Below are 19,050 nucleotides of genomic sequence, written 5' to 3' on the forward strand. Positions count from 1 at the left end.
GTAAAAATTCTCAGAGGGGAAAAAGAGTAAGTTAAAACTTCTATAAGTTTATGATTAGAAATTTTCTGAAAATTTTTTATTCAAAAATCGGGTCTATCATTCTATGTTTTCCGATCCTTCTTGTTTGTTTTTCTTCTGAGATTGCAGCAACTGATTATTTTGATACTTTAACGTCCGAAAAAAAGCCTATATTAGGAAGTGATAAAGAAGATAAATATAGATTTAGACTTCCTCCTTTTGCCAGTGAAGAATATTGGGGACCACATTATTCCCTGAATATTTTAGTTCTTTATACTCGGACTAATTATCCTAAATTTACTCAAACTAGTTTTTTCCCTCTCATTGATCATTTATCAGCTAAAGAAAATGAATCATTTCGATCTTATTTTTTCCCTCTTTATTATGCACAACGTATCCAGGGTACTACATCTGATTCAGGCGTAAACTTTTCATTATTTCATTATAATTCTTACGAATCAAGGGGTGAAAAATTTTCAGAGAGTTGGGTGTCCTTCCCTTCATTTCTTCCATTATTTGGTAGAAGTAAGACAATTGAAAGTGGCAAAGAAGAATCCTTTTACTTTGCGGTTCCTTTTTTATTTTTCCGAAATAGGAACTTAAATGATGATTGGAACCATTTTCTGATCTTTCATTGGGGAGAAGACAGAGAATCTTCTTATGGTTCTATTCTTCCATTGGTGTATTGGGGTTCTGGAAAGAGAAAATTCCATTTTAGTTTTTTCCCAATCTTCTTCTATAATACATTCTATAATTCTTATTCTGATAAAGAAAATTTTCATTTTACCATTTTTCCGTTATTCTCTTATAATTCTTGGGACGGCGGCGAAGAAGGTTCCTTCTTTACTCCACTTTTCGGTCAGACATGGAAAGAAACGCCTCAATTGGGTGGAGGAGGAAAGAACGAAGAAAAATTTTCCTATTACTTGCTATTATTCTTAAATCGAAACTATCATAATGATGAATTACAAAACTATAATGCAAATATCCCGATCGTATTTAGTAGAAAATGGGAGAAGGGAGGTAAATCGGATACAAATGTAGCTCTGATTAGTGGTTGGAGCTCCAACGAAAAGGGAGATTATTCTTCTTCTTATCTGTTTCCCTTCATGTTCCACAAAAAGAATGAATATTTTTATTTGTTCCCTGCTTATTTCGATAATGGCACGGAAAAATTCGGTCTATTGCCTATTCCATTTTATCATAAACGTACTGCGACTGAGATCAATTTTTATGCAGTAAATTCTTACTATTCTAATGATTGGCAAGGAAATTCTAAATTTTTATTTTTTCCTCTCTATTATCATTCATTTACGCCAAATCAATCTAAGGTAATCACTCCTCTTTCTTATTATTCTTCGAATGCTTCTGAAACAACTACCTTGCTTCCTTGGTTTTTATATTATAGAAATAAGGAAAAAGTCTCCTCTCAAAATTATTTGATCAATACTTATCTTTCTTGGGATGAAAAGGGAGAATTTAAACGAGGGATTTTCTTTCCTCTTTGGTTTTATAAGCCACAGGAGTATTTTCATTTTCTGCCATTATTGGCAAAGGGGAATCAAGTAGGGAATGAATATACTTGGATCATTCCGTTATTCACTTATTGGAATAAGACTCGAACTTGGGTAGGTCCGTTTTATTCCAGAAAAAGTGAGATAAGAGATCAATACGATAGATGGATCTTATTTCCGTTTTGGTATTATTATAGGGACTCTTGGCAGGGGAATAAGTCGGAAAGTTATACTCTTCTTCCAATTTTCCAATGGAACGACACTTCTGAATACAAAGAACTTATAACTCCTCTATCTTATTCTAAAGAATATAAGACTAAGTTTGAAAAATATTCCTTAGTTACCTTATATGAAAAATACGATACGGATCAGGAATCTAGAAGAAGATTCTATCCGATCTATTTTTCTAACACTACAAACGAATATTCCTATTGGAATGTGCTGGGTTTGACGGGTAGAGGATTCGATAAGGCAGGAGATGCAAAATATAGTTATGCGTTCCCATTTTATTTTTATAAACGAGATAGCTTTCGTCTAGTTCTACCTTTTTATTTCCGTTTCGGAAAAGACAACGATATATATACTCATTTTGGTCTTTTTCACTACTGGAATCGTTCTGCAGAAAAGGATAATACTTGGATCTGGCCTTTATTATGGTTTTCGAATGTAGACAAGGTTCGTAAGGAAGAATTCTCCACTTGGTTTCCTTTATATTGGAATTGGAATAATTCTAGAAGCAAAGGAGATATGTTTCTTCCTCTTTGGCTAAACTATTACGAGGCGGACAAAACTTTAGAATTAAAATTGGCCTATTCTTCTTCTAAGACATTGGGAAGTTTTTCAGGAACTGCCGGAGTTGGATCTACGGAAAAAGATTATTACTTGGATGCCGATGTTTCTCTATTCTACAGTTTATTTAGCATTTCCACAAGAACTTCCGTTAACAAAGAGGAATTGCAATTTTGGAAAGAGAATCACCCTACTGAATTATCCACATCCAACTCAGGCGTTGAGAATATTCCTGTTAAAAATTCTCAGGAAGAAAAGGAAGGTTTGGGGCAATACAATCGATTAACTAGAGAGAAGGTCCGTTCTTTCTGGGGTGTCAGTGCGTTATTTGGGATTTTTAGTTATGAAAGAGGGGATGATAGGCGACATTTCCGACTTCTTCCTTTGAGTTGGTTTTCTTGGTCAGATAAAACTGCTGATAAAGTATATGCTGCTCCTTTATTTTTTTGGAGTAGGATCGGAGACGAATCTTATTTCGTTCTGTTTCCTTTCTATGGTAGGCAGGAACAAAAAGAAAATTTCCAAGAATCTTATTTACTATTCGGTTTCCTACGAGGAAAGCAAGGAGAACTTAAGGATTATTCGATCCTATGGCCGATCACTAGATTTTATACTTCTCCGGAAGTTTGGGGATTTAGGATCTTTCCTTTGGTTGCTCATGATCAATCAAAGGATTATTCTCGGACGATTTCTCCTCTATATTACAGAAAACGGATCGTGGAAGGAACTATTACCAGCAGATCTTTTCATTCTTTACTTTTACCTCTGTTCCATTCCGGATCTGAAACTAGCCAAAACCAGGATTTATTCCAAGAGAAGTCTTATAATCTTTTAATACCGTTATACTTAAGCTACGGGTCTAAGGTGCAATCCTCGTCCGGAGATTCTTACGAATCTAATTTTTATACTTTATTATCCTCTTATTCCAGTAGGAAAGAATTGAACGGGGAAGAATCTTCTTCTCTACTCACTCCATTTTATTATTACTCTAGATCCAAGGGTGCCTCAGAGACTCAGGAGCAAACAACTAAGGTAGACTTTTTGTTTTTTCCTACGGTCTATTCCAAACGAAACTCGTCTCAGAGCACTTTTTTTGTCTTAGGGTATTATAGTGAATCTTCTCCTTCTGTTTCTAAGGGGAATTTTCTGGGTCTGGTTTCTTCCTCACAAGAGAAAACTGGAGAGAGGACATCTACTCGTTTTCATATATTTCCTTTTTATTTTTCCGGCTCGGAGAAGGAGGGGGATAAGGTTGTGGAATCTTATACTACTGTTCCAATCTTCTATTACGGTTATAAAAAAGGAAATGGATCAGGATGGAATATATTAGGAATATTGAATGGATCCGGCTCTGATCAAGAGAGTTCTTTTGCAATTTATCCTTTCTATTCCAATAAAGAGAAAAACGTCCCTAATGTTTACAAAGAAAGAGTTACTTGGGGACTTTTATATTATTCGGATAGAACTGAATTCCAAGCAGGAAGTTGGAATTCATTCAACGCGAACCCTTTCGGATTTTTTTCCTCTTCTGGAAGTAAAAGTTTAGAAACTAGTTCTTCGTTTTACTTTCTACCAATCCCACTTTTGTATACTTATTCTGAGAAACAGACTTTGGAAGATAGGGAATATTCCAAAAGAGACGTGACCTTTCTGAAATTGATCGATTATTCCAAATATGAATCTGTTTCCCTTAAAGAGGGGAGCACAGACAAGGTCGTTGATCAATGGAGAGATTTTACGGCATTTTTCCTTTTTTCGAATACCTTACATACAGTTAAAGATCTTAAAAAAGAAGAAACGACTAGTATGTATTTTAAATCATATCTTTTCCCGATATATAGATTTGAATCAGAGAACGATCCTTTCAAAAAAGAAAAACACTTAAACTTTTTGTTAATTACTGACTATAAATCTGGGAATTCCGGTTTAGAAAGATTAGTAGTCGGTCCAGCTTTCTATTTGGATAATTCGGAACGCACTGCTTATGGTCTAGCTCCTCTTGCATTTTATCGGAAAAGTAAAGAATCCAGATTCTGGTTTGCATTCGGTTTTTATAATTATAAGGATAATGATTGGGATCGCTGGGGATTTGCGGGAATTTTTGATACGAACTATGAAACTTATCAGAAAAGAAGAAATCTAAATTTCTTCTTAGGTTTGATCCATACTGAATTGGAAGAACAAAGGACTAGAGTAGCTATCCTTGGCGGATTACTCGGCGGGTACGAAAGAAGTCCTGATTATTCGGATACCAATTTCCTTTGGTTACGTTGGAAATCTGTTCCGGGAGAGACTCTCGCGAATTTCCTTCCTGTTCTTTATTATCATTCGGATCCGTCCGGAACGGCGACTTTGATCCCACCTGTATTAGGCTACTTCTCTTCCGAAAAAGACGGAAGATTCGATATGCTTGGTTTAGGATTATTGTATTATCGAAACCAAAAAATTTCTAAAGAAGAAGATCTGATGCTTGTAGGTCCTGGATTATTCTATTATAAACAATATGGGAATAATATGAACGGCTTACACGCGATGGGAATTTTGGCGATTCCTGGAATGGGAGGCCTTCTCTGGGATTGGGAATACGAGACCAAGACTAAATATAGCAAATACTCTATTCTAAATTTATTATATAGTCACACGATCACCAAGGACGGGAATGAGATCGATAGAGTGCTCGGAATTAAGTTATAATAAAAAAAGCCGAGGATTTCTCCCCGGCTTTTTAACTTTCCGAAAGGAAGAGCAGACATTACATCATGCCGCCCATTCCTCCCATACCGCCCATTCCACCCATAGGAGGCATTCCGCCACCGTCTTTTTCAGGTTTGTCGGTGATTGTAACTTCTGTAGTTAACAACATTGATCCGATAGAAGCAGCGTTTTGGAGTGCGGAACGAACTACTTTCGCAGGGTCAACGACTCCAGCTTGTAGTAGATCTTCCCAAACCATAGTAAGAGCGTTGAAACCTTCGTTTCCTTTCTTACCTTTTGCTTGCTCTACGATTACGGATCCTTCCAGACCAGCGTTAGAAGTGATCATACGGATCGGCTCTTCTAATGCGCGGAAGATAATTTTTGCTCCAGTAGCTTCGTCGCCTTCTAATTTAAGAGCGGCAACTGCTTCTTGAGCTTTTAGAAGAGTTAATCCACCACCAGGAACGATTCCTTCTTCTACTGCTGCGCGAGTAGCTGAAAGTGCATCTTCCACACGGTGTTTTTTCTCTTTCATTTCTACTTCAGTAGCTGCACCAACATGAATTACTGCAACACCGCCAGCTAATTTAGCTAAACGCTCTTGGAGTTTTTCACGATCGTACTCAGAAGTAGTATCTTCGATTTGTTTTTTGATCTGACCTACGCGGCCTTGGATATCTTTAGAAGCACCTTGTCCTTCGATGATGGTGGTGTTTTCTTTATCCACGGTAACTTTTTTAGCACGTCCAAGTTGTTGAACTGTTGCGTTTTCCAGTTTCATTCCGAGATCTTCGGAAATCACTTGTCCACCGGTAAGGATTGCGATATCTTCCAACATCGCTTTACGACGATCTCCGAATCCAGGAGCTTTAACAGCCACACAAGAGATAGTTTTACGAAGAGTGTTTACTACGATAGTAGCTAATGCTTCTCCTTCTACTTCTTCTGCGATGATTACTAAAGGTCTTCCTGCTTGAGCAACTTTTTCCAATACTGGAAGAAGGTCTCTCATAGAAGAGATCTTTTTGTCGTAGATTAGAATATAAGGATCGCTTAATGTAGCGATCATTGCTTCAGGATCAGTTACCATATAAGGAGAAACGTATCCACGGTCGAATTGCATACCTTCTACCACATCTAAAGTGGTTTCGATAGATTTTGCTTCTTCTACAGTGATAACTCCGTCTTTTCCGACTTTGTCCATAGCATCTGCGATCAGATTTCCTATATCCTTATCGTTGTTTGCGGAGATAGTCGCAACGTTAGCGATATCTTTTTTGTTTTCGATCTTAACTGAACGTTTTTTGATACTTTCTACTGCTGCATTAACTGCTTTGTCGATACCGTGTTTAAGTGCCATAGGGTTTGCACCAGCGGTAACGTTTTTCAATCCTTCGTTAACGATAGATTGAGCAAGAATAGTAGCAGTGGTAGTTCCGTCTCCAGCAACGTCATTCGTCTTTGTGGAAACTTCTTTTACCATCTGAGCGCCCATATTCTCGATGGAATCTTCTAGTTCGATTTCTTTTGCTACGGTAACTCCGTCCTTAGTGATGGTAGGAGATCCGAATTTTTTGTCGATTACTACGTTTCTTCCCTTAGGACCAAGGGTAACTTTTACAGCGTTCGCTAGTTTGTTGACGCCTTCTAAAAGTTTACGTCTAGCTGTTTCATCATACTCGATAATTTTTGCCATTTTTTTTTCCTCAGCCTATTACTTTTTCACGATGGCAAGAATGTCGCTTTCGCGGATAATTAAGTATTCTTTACCTTCGGATTTAATTTCAGTTCCGGAATATTTGCCGTATAGAACGACATCACCAGCTTTAACTTCTAGTGGTATAAGCTTTCCGTCTTCATAACGTCCGCTTCCTACTTCTACAACTTTTCCCTCTTGCGGTTTTTCTTTAGCCGTATCAGGTACGAAGATGCTGCCGATTTTTTCTTCAGCGTCTTGTTTAGGCTCGACCAGAACACGGTCACCTAGCGGTTTAATCGCCATGACTTTCTCCTTTTAGCACTTGAAATAAATGAGTGCTTGAATATAAATTCCAGGAAATCCGAAACAGGGGTAGGCGGTCAAGCACTTTCGGTCATAGAGTGCTAAAATATTGCCCAAATTCCGTTTAAACCCCCAAATTTTTCATTTCCCGTTTTTTGGGGAAGACCGTCTAAGGGAGAATCTTGTTTTCAGAAAGAAATTTAATCAGAGTAAGAGAAGGGAATAAAAAGCCCATCTTAGAAGAAGGAGAATATATTCTCTATTGGCTTCGAGCGAATAGAAGAATGGCCTGGAATCATTCTTTGGATTATTCCATTCATCTTTCTAAAAAATTTGGGAAACCTTTGGTCATCTTTGAATCCGTCATGATGGATTTCGAGTGGAGTTCACCTAGGCTCCAACAATTTCTTTTAGAAGGAATTTGTGATACTGCAGAAGACGCAGCCCGTATCGGTCTTATATATTGGCCTTTTGTAGAAACTAAAGAACATTCTCTTTCAGAGATAGTTCCGGGTATTTTAGAAAAAGCTTCTATAGTGATTACGGATGATTTCCCTTGTTTTTTTCTTCCGGAACATGCGGAGAAGATTTCCGAAATCCTAAATTGCAAACTGTTACTCGTAGATTCTAATTCTATCACTCCATTAGCTTCTTACGAAAAATCCTTTGGATATGCTCGAGTTTTAAGACCGAAACTTCATGATAGATTTGTAGAATCTTATGTTCATAGATCCAATCCTAAACCAAATCCAAAAGGAATTCCAAGTTCTGAATCTTTGAAAAAACCGAAATTTCTATTTTCTGGGAAGAAGGAGGACATTTCTTCCTATTTACAAAGGATGAGTTCTAGGTTCCCGAATGTCCTTCCTGTTTCTGGTAAGATTGGAGGAAGAAAAGAAGGTCTCAAACTTCTGAAAAAATTCCTAAAAGAGGGACTTCCTTTTTATTCAGAAGAAAGAAGTGAACCAAGGCCACCTGAAAGAACAAAATCTTCTTATTTGTCTCCATATTTACATTTTGGAATGATCTCTGTAGATGAGATCGTTACTGCAGTTTTAGGATCGGATCCTCAAATCGATTGGAGTCCTGATATATTAAATCATTCTTATAGAGGTAAGAATGAGGGTTTCTTTCATCCAAATCCAAATATAAATTCTTTTTTAGATGAACTTCTAACCTGGAGAGAACTTGGTTATCTTTTGTTTTATAAGGAGCCAAGTTTTAGAAAAGATCTCTCTATTCTTCCGAATTGGGCTCAACTTTCTCTGGAGGCTCATAGAGGAGATAAAAGAGAATACATATATTCCAAGGAAGAATTTGAGAAAGCGATAACCCATGATCCGATCTGGAATGCAGCTCAAAAAGAATTAGTTCTCACTGGAACTATCCAAAATTATCTCAGAATGCTTTGGGGTAAAAAAGTAATAGAATGGTCTTCTTCACCTGAAGAAGCATTTCGTATATTAGAAGATTTGAATCATAAATATGCGTATGATGGAAGGGATCCGAATTCTTATACAGGTATCCTCTGGTGTTTCGGTGCGTTTGACCGACCTTGGTCACCAGAAAGAGCAGTGTTTGGAAATATCCGTTATATGTCCTCGGATTCTACTTCTAAGAAATTCAAAATAAAACCTTATCTGGAATATATCCGATCCTTGGAAGACTTGTCGGAACCCCAACTTTTTAAATAACAGGTGTTATTATAAGGGAGAGAGAAGTTGTTGCGAATTCTTTTTCCATGCCGTATTATGTAGTTCCGGAGGGACAAAGATGACTGAAAACAAAAAATACGAAACCCTACAGGAATTCTGGCCATTCTACTTGAGAGAACATTCGAATAAAATGAATCGGATATTCCATTTTATAGGAACGACATGTGCTTTGGTGTTTATCGTTTCTGCAATCTTCTATCTAAACGCTTGGTACTTACTGGGAGCATTGTTTAGCGGATATTTTTTCGCTTGGATTGGGCATTTCTTCTTAGAAAAAAACCGTCCTGCAACATTTATCTATCCGTTTAAATCTTTCGTGAGCGATTGGAGAATGTATTTTTGCACGATCACCGGGCAACTCGGTAAGGAATTACAAAAAGCGGGAGTTAAATAATTTCCCCACGTTACGATATCGCAGGATTGGAATTTTCACGTTACCTGCGATTTCGTAACCATTACCCCATTTGAGGGATACTCACTTGTTACTGGAGCGCCATAAAGTTAGTTCGTTTATTAAGTAACGTTATAAATTATTGTGGACCTGCGTTTTTTTCTTTCTCAATCCTGAGTTAATCGATACATATGCTCATTCTTAGAACGAAGAGAGGTTCTCTCATTGGATCCCGTTCTTCCAGCCGCCAAAGAATTAGCAAAGAATGTAGACACCTTATGGGTGATTTTCGCCTCAGCACTTGTATTTTTTATGCAAGCCGGTTTTCTTCTCTTAGAATCCGGATTAGTACGATCTAAAAACTCTATCAATGTAGCCATCAAAAACCTACTCGATTATGTTGTAGGAACAATTTGTTTCTTTTTGATCGGTTATGGTTTGATGTATGGGACTAGCTTCAATGGTTGGTTCGGTAAGGATCTATTTCTTTTAGAAGGTCTTAGTACCGGTAAAGAATTCGCCTTCTTTCTTTTTCAAGTTACTTTTATGGGAACAGCGGCGACTATCGTGTCTGGTGCAGTTGCGGAGAGAATTCGGTTCCAAGCATATTTAGTCTGTTCACTTTTTGTTTCTTTATTCATATATCCTGTCTTTGGTCATTGGGCATGGGGAGGAGGTTGGTTAAGCCAATCAGGCTTTCATGATTTTGCAGGAAGTTCGGTCGTACATTCTGTTGGAGCTTGGGTATCTTTGGCCGGAGTAGTTGTTCTTGGACCCAGAAAAGATCGTTTTGATTCGGAGGGAAAACCAAGAGAATTGTACGGCCATAATCTTCCCTTTTCCGTTTTAGGAACTTTCATTTTATGGTTTGGTTGGTTCGGATTCAATGGAGGAAGTACACTTTCTCTTACTGACTCAGTTCCTAAGATCATAGTAAATACCAGTCTTGCGGCTTGCGCTGGATGTAGTGCAGCTATCATATTTGATTATATTACGAAAGGTGTTCCTCATGTAGGAGGTGCAATCAACGGAGTCCTTGCTGGGTTAGTCGCAATTACTGCAGGTTGTGATGTAGTGAGTCCAGCTTCTTCTTTAATCATTGGATTGATTGCAGGTATACTTGCAGAAGTTGCCGTCTGGATTATGGAGAATTATTTAAAATTAGACGATGTAGTGAGTGCATTCCCTGTGCATGGAGTTGGAGGAATCTGGGGAACCTTAGCTGTAAGTATATTTGCACAAGAAGAGTCATTGCGCAGTTGGAATCAATGGCAGGCACAACTTATAGGAATTGCTGTTTGTGCCATATGGGCTTTTAGTATGGGGCTCATTCTATTCTTTCTAATGAAGTTTACTATATCAATTCGTGTGTCTTCGGAAGAAGAAGACAGAGGTCTAAACGAATCTGAACATGGTGCCAAGACAGTCTGGTTGGATCTGATGAACGCAATGAAATATGTTGCTGATTCTAAAGATTTGAGAAAGAGAATAGATGTGGATCCGGGAGTAGAATCTGGAGCTGTTGCAGAATTATTCAACCGTTTACTTTTGAGTTTAACCCAGATCATAGGAGTTGTGAAAGAAAACTCTGATAAGATCGAAAATGAATCCGGGCTTTTAGAGAACTCTACACTTGCTATTACTAAAGAGATCGAAAAACAAAAAGAAAAAACGATCTTGATAAGAGAAACTTCAGACATATTAGAAACTTCTTTAAAAGCAGTTTTAGATCTGGTAAGGGAAGAAAGAAGAAGATCATCCGAAATGAGAAGAATGTCGGAAGAGATGTCTCAAGGAATGAAGGAGCTCCAAACCGATATTTTGGCATCCGACCAAATCAGTGATTCTATACAGTCCATTGCATTTGCCGGAGAAAAAACTTTAGAAAGGACCGTCAAAAGTATGCAAGGCCTGAACGGTTCCGCTAAAAAGGTAGAAGAGCTCGTCGGAATTCTCCAGAAAATAGCAGAACAACTCGGAATGTTATCTATCAATGCATCGATCGAGTCCGCAAGAGGAGGTGACAAAGGATTTGCAGTGGTTGCACATCAGATCTCAGTTCTTTCTGAAAAAACTGCTTCTAATGCAAAACAAGCAAATATGTATCTGAGAGAGATTTGGGAAACTGTAAATGGGTCTTTACAATCGTTATCCGAAACTGTGGAATCATTTAAATTGATCTTGGTCAAAATTCCAGAACTCTCTAAAACTATGAAAGGTGCTTTTGATTCGGTCCGGGATTATTCTTCTAGATCGGATGATTTAGAAACTTCTATCCAAGGAGTGGCTGAAATGAGTGAATCAGTTGCTGCAGATATGGAAAAACGTTATTCTGAATTGAATCGAATGAGAGATTTCTTTTGTGAAATCGAAGAGGGTGCAGTTCGGATCGGATCCTTGTTAGAAGACTTACAGAAAATGAGCCTTATGTTAAGTGGTCAAACGATCCGAATGCATCGAGTTGTGGATATTTTCAGAATAGAACCTACGGCGGGTTAAATTTTTCAGGCTCCGACTGCAACTACAGTCACTAGTTTTTCTCTTCCTTTTACTTGGACTGGAGGAAGAGTTTCTCCTCTAAAATTTGCACCTGCAAGTTTCCAAGTTTCTTCGGAGACCAACAATTCTTTTCCGAAGTTTTTGGTAAGAGATTCAATTCTGGAAGCAGTGTTAACTGCGTCTCCGATAACTGTGAATTCAGAACTTTTACTTGTTTCTATATTTCCGGAGAATACTTCTCCTGTATGAATTCCTATTCCGATCCTTACAGGCTCCAGTCCTCTGGATTCTCTCTCCTTATTAAATTCTCCTAATTTTTCTAACATCCTTTGCCCGCTTTGTAAGGCGCGAATCGCGTCAGATGCAGGGTCTGCGGATGGATAAGGTGTTCCGAAGGTAGCCATGACAGCATCTCCCATATACTTATCCAAAGTCCCGCCGAATTCAAAAACACAATCAGTTAATGTTTCTCTAATGGAAGAGAGGAATCTGCTTAATTCTAATGGATCCATATTTTCTGAAAGTGCTGTGAAATTGCGGATATCAGTAAAGAGTATGGTGGCAGTTTGTCTTCTTCCCTCCAATACATTTGGGTTGGTCATCATTTCTTCTACCATTCCTGGGGAGAAATAACGAGAAAGTAAGGATCTTTGTGCTTCTCCTTCTCCAATTCGTCTGATCATGATCAAAGTTCTCAGGATCCCAAAAGCAAAAAAGAATGCTAAGATCAAATAGACCATAGGCCTTCCGAATAATGCGTCTGTGACGAGGACATTCGGTCCCATTACATAATCTCCCCAATCTTTCGCGAATACCATCTTGTCGTATATTAGCGCGTAGGAGAAGATCCCGAAATAAACCAGATAGAATAAGATAACACTTAAGACTACGTATCTTAATCTGAATTGGATCAACGAAAATGCTAGAGGAAAGAATAGAAAATTCATAATTGGATTTTTGATAGCGAATCCAAGATCGAATGAATTTTGGTGAAGAGTATAATATAATAATAAAGAACTGATCACAAAAAAATCAGAGACGAGTGCTAAATAAGAAAATCCTTTAATAGCCCAATGAGTGCAGGTCCGTATCACATATGTGTGTCCAATTGTAACCGCAGTGAAAATAGAAAATGCGATCCCGTTAACCAGTGCATCTCCACTTTTCCAATTTAAGGCCAACTGAGCTGCAAAAAATATTAGAAGCAGATATCTAAAGGCGTTGGATACATAGGCTCCTATGATTTCTTCGTTTTCTAGAACCTTACGGACGGAATCGTCCATTTTACTTCGATCTGTAATTTCCAGAATATTACAAAGAAACTTAGGTAGATAATCTTTGATAGGCATAGCTTCCTAAAATACTCCTTTCCATTTTTGCTTCAATCGTTTCTTATTGTTTTCGACTGAATCGAATAACAAAAGGAATGTTATAATTCCGAAATAAATATCAGAATCAGTGGAACTTTTACATAAAACCAAGATCGATCAGATCATGGATAGAACAGGATGGAAGAATGAACAATAGAGTTGCAATCATTGCGGGCGGAACTGGCCTCGTCGGCGGAGAACTTGTACAAGAATTATTGATAGATCCATCCTGGGATAAGGTTTATCTTCTGGTCCGAAAACCTCTGGAATGGACTCATTCCAAATTGGAATTGATCCTTACTGATTGGGAAAAACTAACCGAGTTTCCTCAAGGTGTAACAGATGCATTCTGCACTTTGGGCACTACGATCGGCAAAGCGGGCTCTAAAGAGAATTTTAAAAAAGTAGATTTAGATTATCCGATACGATTTGCAAAAGCAGCAAAAGAGAAGGGTGTAAAATCTTTCTTTATAGTGACAGCACTGGGAGCAGATCCAAATTCTATCGTATTCTATAATCAGGTAAAAGGTGAAGTAGAAACCGAAATTTCCAAGCTTGGTTTTGAGACTTTCGGAATTTTCAGACCTTCTCTTTTGGAAGGTGATAGAAAAGAATTCAGATTAGGGGAGAAGATCGGGTCTAAACTTGCTTTCTTGATCAATCCTTTGCTTTTAGGTCCATTCAAAAAATACAGATCTATTCATGTTAAGACTGTAGCTAAGTCTATGTTGAACTTGGCTTGGTCTGGAAAAAAAGGAAATCATATTATAGAATCGGATAAGATCGCAGCTTTGGGATCTTCTTCTGCTCGAGGGAATCTAGAAAACTTAATATAATTTTGATTAAGGATTTCCGTTTAATCTTTTTAAGATCTCGGAAGCGTTTTCGTTTTCAGGATCTAATTCGAGACTCAGTTTTGCGTAATTAGAAGCTTTTTCGGATCTTCCTAATTTTAGATTTAAGTCGGCTATATGAGCTAGGTTTGCAGGGATCCCCGGATTTCTAAGTTGGATCCTTTCTGCAAGTTCTAAGGAACGATTGAAATTTCCGATCTTTTTGAAGCAAAAAGAAGCGGTATAGATTATATCCGTATCACCTGGATTTTCTTCAACATAGGAATCCATAAGAGAACAAGCCTCTTGGTAATTTCCATTTCTATAATGGAGCCTGATCAAATCTCTCTTTAATATTTGGTTTTCTGGAGAAAGGTTTAAAGCTTCTTCTATTGTAAGAATTGCTTCCGGAATATTTTTATTTCTTAAGAACTCTCTTGCTTTCTTACTTAGATTATGAACTCCTTTTCCAGCCTTTGTTTTATTTAAGGATTTGCCTGGATCATATTCTATCCGTAAAAGAGAAAGATCGTCTGTAATCCTTCCTCTTGATTCCAAATTGGATAAAATAGTTTGAAGATTACCTTCAGAAGATTCTACTATTTTCATAAACAAGGATTCGTCCTCGTTCATTGTTTTTTCCCCTGATCTTGTAGGAATCTCTAGATCGTCTCTTCCGTCGGAACCTATCACTAAAATATCGGCTGGCTGGAGTCTGAAAATTTTTACACTTAAACTTCCTTCCATGCCTGGAGTTCCTAATTTTCTGTATTGTAAACTTTCTTCTAAAAAAGAAGCTTTTCCATCTCTATATAGAACTGACCAAGGATGTTCTGCATTGATATAGTATAATATACCTGCTTCTTCATCTAAAACACCTAAGACCATGGAAACTAACATGCTTCCATCGAATCCCTGGAATAATTTATGCAATTCAGTAAATGCGTTTTTGATCCATTTTTCAGCGTAAAGAGAGTAGGTGTTTTCATTCGTTAAAGTTCTTTGTAGAATGGAGTGGAATGCCGCTCCAAGAACTAAAACTCCTCCAGCTCCTTGGAGAGATTTTCCCATAGCATCCGCATTTAAGAATACAGTGTATTCCTTTCCTCTTAAAAGGATTTCTTGTGCGATACAGATATCTCCACCGATCTCACTTTCTTTTCCTTTAAATACAAAGTTCTTCTTTTGTTTAATTAGAAAATCAACCTTTGCCTTTCTTCCTGTAGTTTTATTGATACCTAGAGGTTTGATCAAAAGGGAAGTAAGAAAATAATCTCCATCTTGTTGTTGTTTAAGTTCTTCTACAGTGCGTAATGTTTCTCTGAGCTCAGAGGTTTTTTCTTCCACCAAAGATTGTAGATGTTCTCTTATCCTTCCTATCTCTCCCGTGGCCTTCGCAAAATCTTTCGCAAAACCTAAAAATTCTCGATCAATCGAAACTAAAGGAAGTTTTCCGGGGCCTCCGGCAGCAAGATCATTCGCAGATTTTCCAATCTGCTCCAAAGTGGTAGAGATAGATTGGAAATACAGAATGATCAGTGTGGTGGCCGCAAAAAAAGTTAATCCGATAAAGAATGCTATTTCTAAATAAGAATCTGGTCTTAAGCCTACGTAGACCGCTAAGATTGTAAGAGATAATAATACTAAAGAAAGTAAGAATCCGAATTTTCCTTTAAGACCTAAGAATCCGGACGGGAAATTAGAGGAATAAGATCTACTTAGCAGAACTTTCTTTAGCATAACCCTTTTGGGACCGGTTATATAGTCAGTGATTATATAACTAAATCCACAATATACAAAAACCGCAGCGAGCCATCCTAAGAATATATACAAAAGTTCTTTTAAATTATAATCAAATAGCAAATAGGGAATAACACAGGAGAGAAGGACAAAACTTCCATAGCAGAATGCCGATATCATGTTGTGCAAAGGAAGGCGTATCAGATCAGATAAAATTACATCCAGCTCTTCTGAGGAGTTCCTGCGTATAGAATGAGTTGGATTTAGTGTTTTGTTGATTCTTGTAATATGTGCTTCAATTCCTGAAATGCCTATTGGAGCAAGCAATCCATATTGGACACTATGCAATATAGTAACAAGTAGAGTAGCGAATACAAAACAAAGAACGATTAAATAATGGGTTTGAAGAGAAAACATCGGAATGGTAGCGGATCCGAAAAAAAACGCGTAAACCGCTCCAAACCAACCACCTGCTAAAGAGAATGCTACGATGGAAAAGGTATAGGAAATCTTTTTATGAATCGTCTCGAAAAGGCGATAAAAATATCTCTGAGTCATCTTGATTATCCTGGAATGTTCCGGATCTTTATGGAATACAGAAGAATAAGACGTAATGATCCTTCTGAACATATTTTGTAATGAAAGAAATTTTTTCCTACCACTCTTTATCTAAAGCAGAATAATTTATAGAAAGATGTGGTTATCGTAAATGGTATTACGTCGATAAAAATTGAATGGATTTTAATTTGTGAACAAATGTTTACTTTGATATTGGAAAAAGTAATTTTGCTTTCCAAATAGTCTGATCAAAATAATTTCTCCAAGATATAAATAGGAAGGGAAGATGGATATTAAAGGAAAACGTATCGTGATCACCGGAGCTGCCTCAGGGATCGGCAAAGAAACTCTACTCAAACTTCTCCAATTTGAAGGTGTTAGCATTTTAGCGGTGGATCTGGATCCTTCTAGATTAGAAGTTTCGGACGATAGAGTTAAAAAATTTAAATGTGATGTTTCCTCTTCCGAGAACGTAGATAAAATTTTCAAAGAAGCTAAAAAGGTTTTAGGTGGTATTGATATCTTTTATGCAAATGCAGGTTTTGCGTACTATGAAGAGATCAAAAAGCCAGATTGGAAACGTATCGAAAAAATTTTCCAGACAAATGTTTTCTCTGCTATCTATGGCCTACAGAAAGTCCAGGCAGAATATTCGAATCCTGTCTATTATATCATCACTGCTTCTGCTATGAGCTTTCTTTCGATTCCAGGTTATGCCTTGTATTCCGCAACCAAAGCAGCAGTACATTCCTTTGCAGAAGCATTTCAATTCGAATTGAAAAAACCTCATAGACTTATGATCGTTTATCCAATTGCTACTCGAACAAATTTTTTTGATGCTGCTGGTAAGAAGGTTCCGGTACCTTTTCCTTCTCAAACGCCTAAACAAGTTGCCTCGGCGGTTGTATCCGGGATTCGCTGGAATAAAAAGAAAGTATTACCTTCTAAAATATTTACTTTGATGATGTTCCTGGATAGATTTCTTATCTACCCACTGCGAATTTATCAGATCATCGAAAATTGGAAACGTAAAAGAGCCCTAAACTAAGGCAGGGCTCTTTTTATTCTCGATACGGATTTTATTATATTCTAATAAAGCTGAGCTATCCAGATTATAAGAGTGAATCAGAGCAGCTCTTTCTTTTTTGGAATCTCCATCTAACTTTTTCAGACCTCTTTCTAAAACCAGTCCAATGATGACTCTGGTTGCAGATTCTACTAATTCGAATGCAACTTCGTCTTTGGATGTTCCATTTTCTAAAGAGGTGTAAATAGAATGAGAATCTTCTAATTTTTGGCGATTTTCTGTAAGCTCTCTAGAAGGGGAGAAGCTGGACATTTCTTCATCCAAATATTGTCTTAAGATCCCTTTGGTTCCGAGTCCAGTGACTATTCCTCCGATCGCAGCTACAACCTGTAATTGTGTGGTTCCTTCATAGATGTTTGTGATCCTTACATCTCTATAGATCCTGGAAATATCATAATCGTAAGTGTATCCTGCTCCTCCGTGAATTTGGAGTGCGTCGAATGCGATCTTATTTGCCTGTTCTGTAATATAATATTTAGATAATGGAGTGAATAGGTTGGCAAGTTTTTCCCATTTTTTGATATTTTCGTCCTTTTTGATCTCTCTTTCATCTACACCGGACTCTTTCATCTTTTCAGATTTCCAATGATATAGGTCAATAGATCTGGAGGCTTCTTGTAAAATGGAACGCATTGCTAAGATCTCTCTATCCATAAGATCCAACATTTTTTTCACTGCTGGGATATTCCTGATCTTCTTGCCGAATTGTTCTCGTTCATCTGCATATTTTTTGGCTTCATAATAAGCTGCGGCTCCAATTCCCATTGCCTGTCCAGCGATAGAAAGTCTTGCGCCGTTCATCATTGCCATTGAATATTTTACGAGTCCGTAACCTTCTTCTCCGATTAATATACCGGGAGAGTTTTCATAAACTACCTCGCAGGTTGGAGAACAATGTAGTCCCATTTTTTTCTCTATTCCTGCGATCTCCACATCTTCACTTTTAACGATAAAGAAGGAGAGTCCTCTTGCACCACTTGTTGGGCTTCCTGTTCTAGCTAATGTAAGAATGATAGAAGGTTTATCATCGAATCCGCAAGCATGCGTGATAAATCTTTTGGCTCCGGTGATTCTCCAGATTCCATCTTCTCCTTTGATAGCTTTTGTTTGTAAGTTAGGAAGGTCTGATCCGTAATTCGGTTCCGTGAGTGCCATTGCCCCGCATAACTCTCCGGCAGCCATTTTAGGTACGTAAGTTTCTACCATTTCTTCTGTACCGAATCTTTCTATGGTTTCTGCAAGGTTCATACATCCTAAAGCAATCGCAACCGATCCGTCTGCTCTGGAGAATATTTCCATAAGCATTGCTTGAACTGTGCAAGGTAAACCTAAACCACCATGTTTACGTCCGATAGAATAGGGAAGGATTCCTGCTTCCTTGACTTGGTTGACAGCGTCTATCATTTCCTTAGGAAATGTTACTTTACCTTTTTTGTATATTAAACCTTCTGCATCCATTTTTTGGACGAAAGGAGCTATTTCCTTTCCTGCGATCTCGCCCGCAGATTCTAAAACGGATCTATAAAATTCGATGGCTTCTTCTTTGCTTCCGGGTGCTAATGCGAATTCTTCTTTTCCGGTTTTTTCGTATTCTTTCTTGTCTGAAAATCCTTGTTCGAATGCTTCTACCACTTCTTCCCAGTCTATTAAGGATTCAAAATATTGCTTTAAGTCTTCATTCTCTAAGAAATAATTATTTTCGAGCATGTGGATATTCTCCGAATAAAAATGAACTTTTGTTCAATGTGATTAAGTTTCTTAAGGAAGCCTTAATTTATGATTTTTATCTGGAAAGGGAAAAATATGAAGATTGCTATCTTTTTTAAAAATGGAAAGG

Annotated in this window: 11 protein-coding genes; 6 read left to right on the top strand and 5 right to left on the bottom strand. The window is 37.6% G+C overall.

The window, feature by feature from the left end:
- Positions 1 to 50 precede the first annotated feature (50 nt).
- Positions 51 to 5,015, top strand: a complete 4,965-nt coding sequence (locus tag CH362_RS06420; protein WP_244280495.1) for an LA_1737 family protein — start codon at positions 51 to 53, stop codon at positions 5,013 to 5,015.
- 58 nt (positions 5,016 to 5,073) lie between these two features.
- Here the strand turns inward: CH362_RS06420 and groL are convergent, their stop codons facing one another.
- Both groL and groES read right to left on the bottom strand, forming a co-directional pair.
- Positions 5,074 to 6,714 carry a chaperonin GroEL gene (gene groL / locus CH362_RS06425; protein ID WP_008592473.1) on the bottom strand — a complete coding sequence of 547 codons (1,641 nt, stop codon included), beginning with the start codon at positions 6,712 to 6,714 and terminating at the stop codon, positions 5,074 to 5,076.
- Between the two features lie 18 nt (positions 6,715 to 6,732).
- Positions 6,733 to 7,020: a co-chaperone GroES gene (gene groES, locus CH362_RS06430; RefSeq protein WP_100707090.1), complete on the bottom strand. Its 288-nt coding sequence runs from the start codon at positions 7,018 to 7,020 to the stop codon at positions 6,733 to 6,735.
- A gap of 182 nt (positions 7,021 to 7,202) precedes the next feature.
- Here groES and CH362_RS06435 point away from each other — a divergent pair, with 182 nt between their 5' ends.
- The 3 genes from CH362_RS06435 to amt all read left to right on the top strand — a co-directional run bounded on the left by CH362_RS06435 (position 7,203) and on the right by amt (position 11,625).
- The gene (locus tag CH362_RS06435) at positions 7,203 to 8,714 is read left to right on the top strand and encodes a cryptochrome/DNA photolyase family protein (protein ID WP_100709541.1); all 1,512 of its coding nucleotides are present in this window, start codon (positions 7,203 to 7,205) and stop codon (positions 8,712 to 8,714) included.
- Between the two features lie 79 nt (positions 8,715 to 8,793).
- Positions 8,794 to 9,129, top strand: a complete 336-nt coding sequence (locus CH362_RS06440) for an Mpo1-like protein (protein WP_086446572.1) — start codon at positions 8,794 to 8,796, stop codon at positions 9,127 to 9,129.
- A gap of 222 nt (positions 9,130 to 9,351) precedes the next feature.
- Complete coding sequence (gene amt, locus CH362_RS06445; protein ID WP_100709542.1) at positions 9,352 to 11,625, top strand: ammonium transporter; 2,274 nt, start codon at positions 9,352 to 9,354, stop codon at positions 11,623 to 11,625.
- A gap of 5 nt (positions 11,626 to 11,630) precedes the next feature.
- Here amt and CH362_RS06450 read toward each other — a convergent pair whose 3' ends face one another.
- A complete protein-coding gene (locus CH362_RS06450; protein ID WP_244280496.1) occupies positions 11,631 to 12,974 on the bottom strand; it encodes an adenylate/guanylate cyclase domain-containing protein in 1,344 nt (447 codons plus the stop codon).
- A gap of 167 nt (positions 12,975 to 13,141) precedes the next feature.
- Between CH362_RS06450 and CH362_RS06455 the strand changes: the two genes are divergently transcribed.
- On the top strand, positions 13,142 to 13,831 hold the full coding sequence (locus CH362_RS06455; protein ID WP_100709543.1) for an oxidoreductase: 690 nt from the start codon (positions 13,142 to 13,144) through the stop codon (positions 13,829 to 13,831).
- Between the two features lie 6 nt (positions 13,832 to 13,837).
- Here the strand turns inward: CH362_RS06455 and CH362_RS06460 are convergent, their stop codons facing one another.
- Positions 13,838 to 16,126: a PP2C family protein-serine/threonine phosphatase gene (locus CH362_RS06460; RefSeq protein WP_165780235.1), complete on the bottom strand. Its 2,289-nt coding sequence runs from the start codon at positions 16,124 to 16,126 to the stop codon at positions 13,838 to 13,840.
- A 286-nt stretch (positions 16,127 to 16,412) separates the two neighbouring features.
- On the opposite strand from CH362_RS06460, the gene CH362_RS06465 reads away from it, so the two are divergent.
- Complete coding sequence (locus CH362_RS06465; RefSeq protein WP_100709545.1) at positions 16,413 to 17,174, top strand: SDR family NAD(P)-dependent oxidoreductase; 762 nt, start codon at positions 16,413 to 16,415, stop codon at positions 17,172 to 17,174.
- On the opposite strand, the gene CH362_RS06470 is transcribed toward CH362_RS06465, so the two are convergent.
- The gene (locus CH362_RS06470; protein WP_100709546.1) at positions 17,166 to 18,920 is read right to left on the bottom strand and encodes an acyl-CoA dehydrogenase family protein; all 1,755 of its coding nucleotides are present in this window, start codon (positions 18,918 to 18,920) and stop codon (positions 17,166 to 17,168) included. The two genes, CH362_RS06465 and CH362_RS06470, sit on opposite strands and share 9 nt — an antisense overlap.
- Positions 18,921 to 19,050 lie beyond the last annotated feature (130 nt).

Source organism: Leptospira saintgironsiae, assembly GCF_002811765.1.
GTDB classification, from domain to species: domain Bacteria; phylum Spirochaetota; class Leptospiria; order Leptospirales; family Leptospiraceae; genus Leptospira_B; species Leptospira_B saintgironsiae.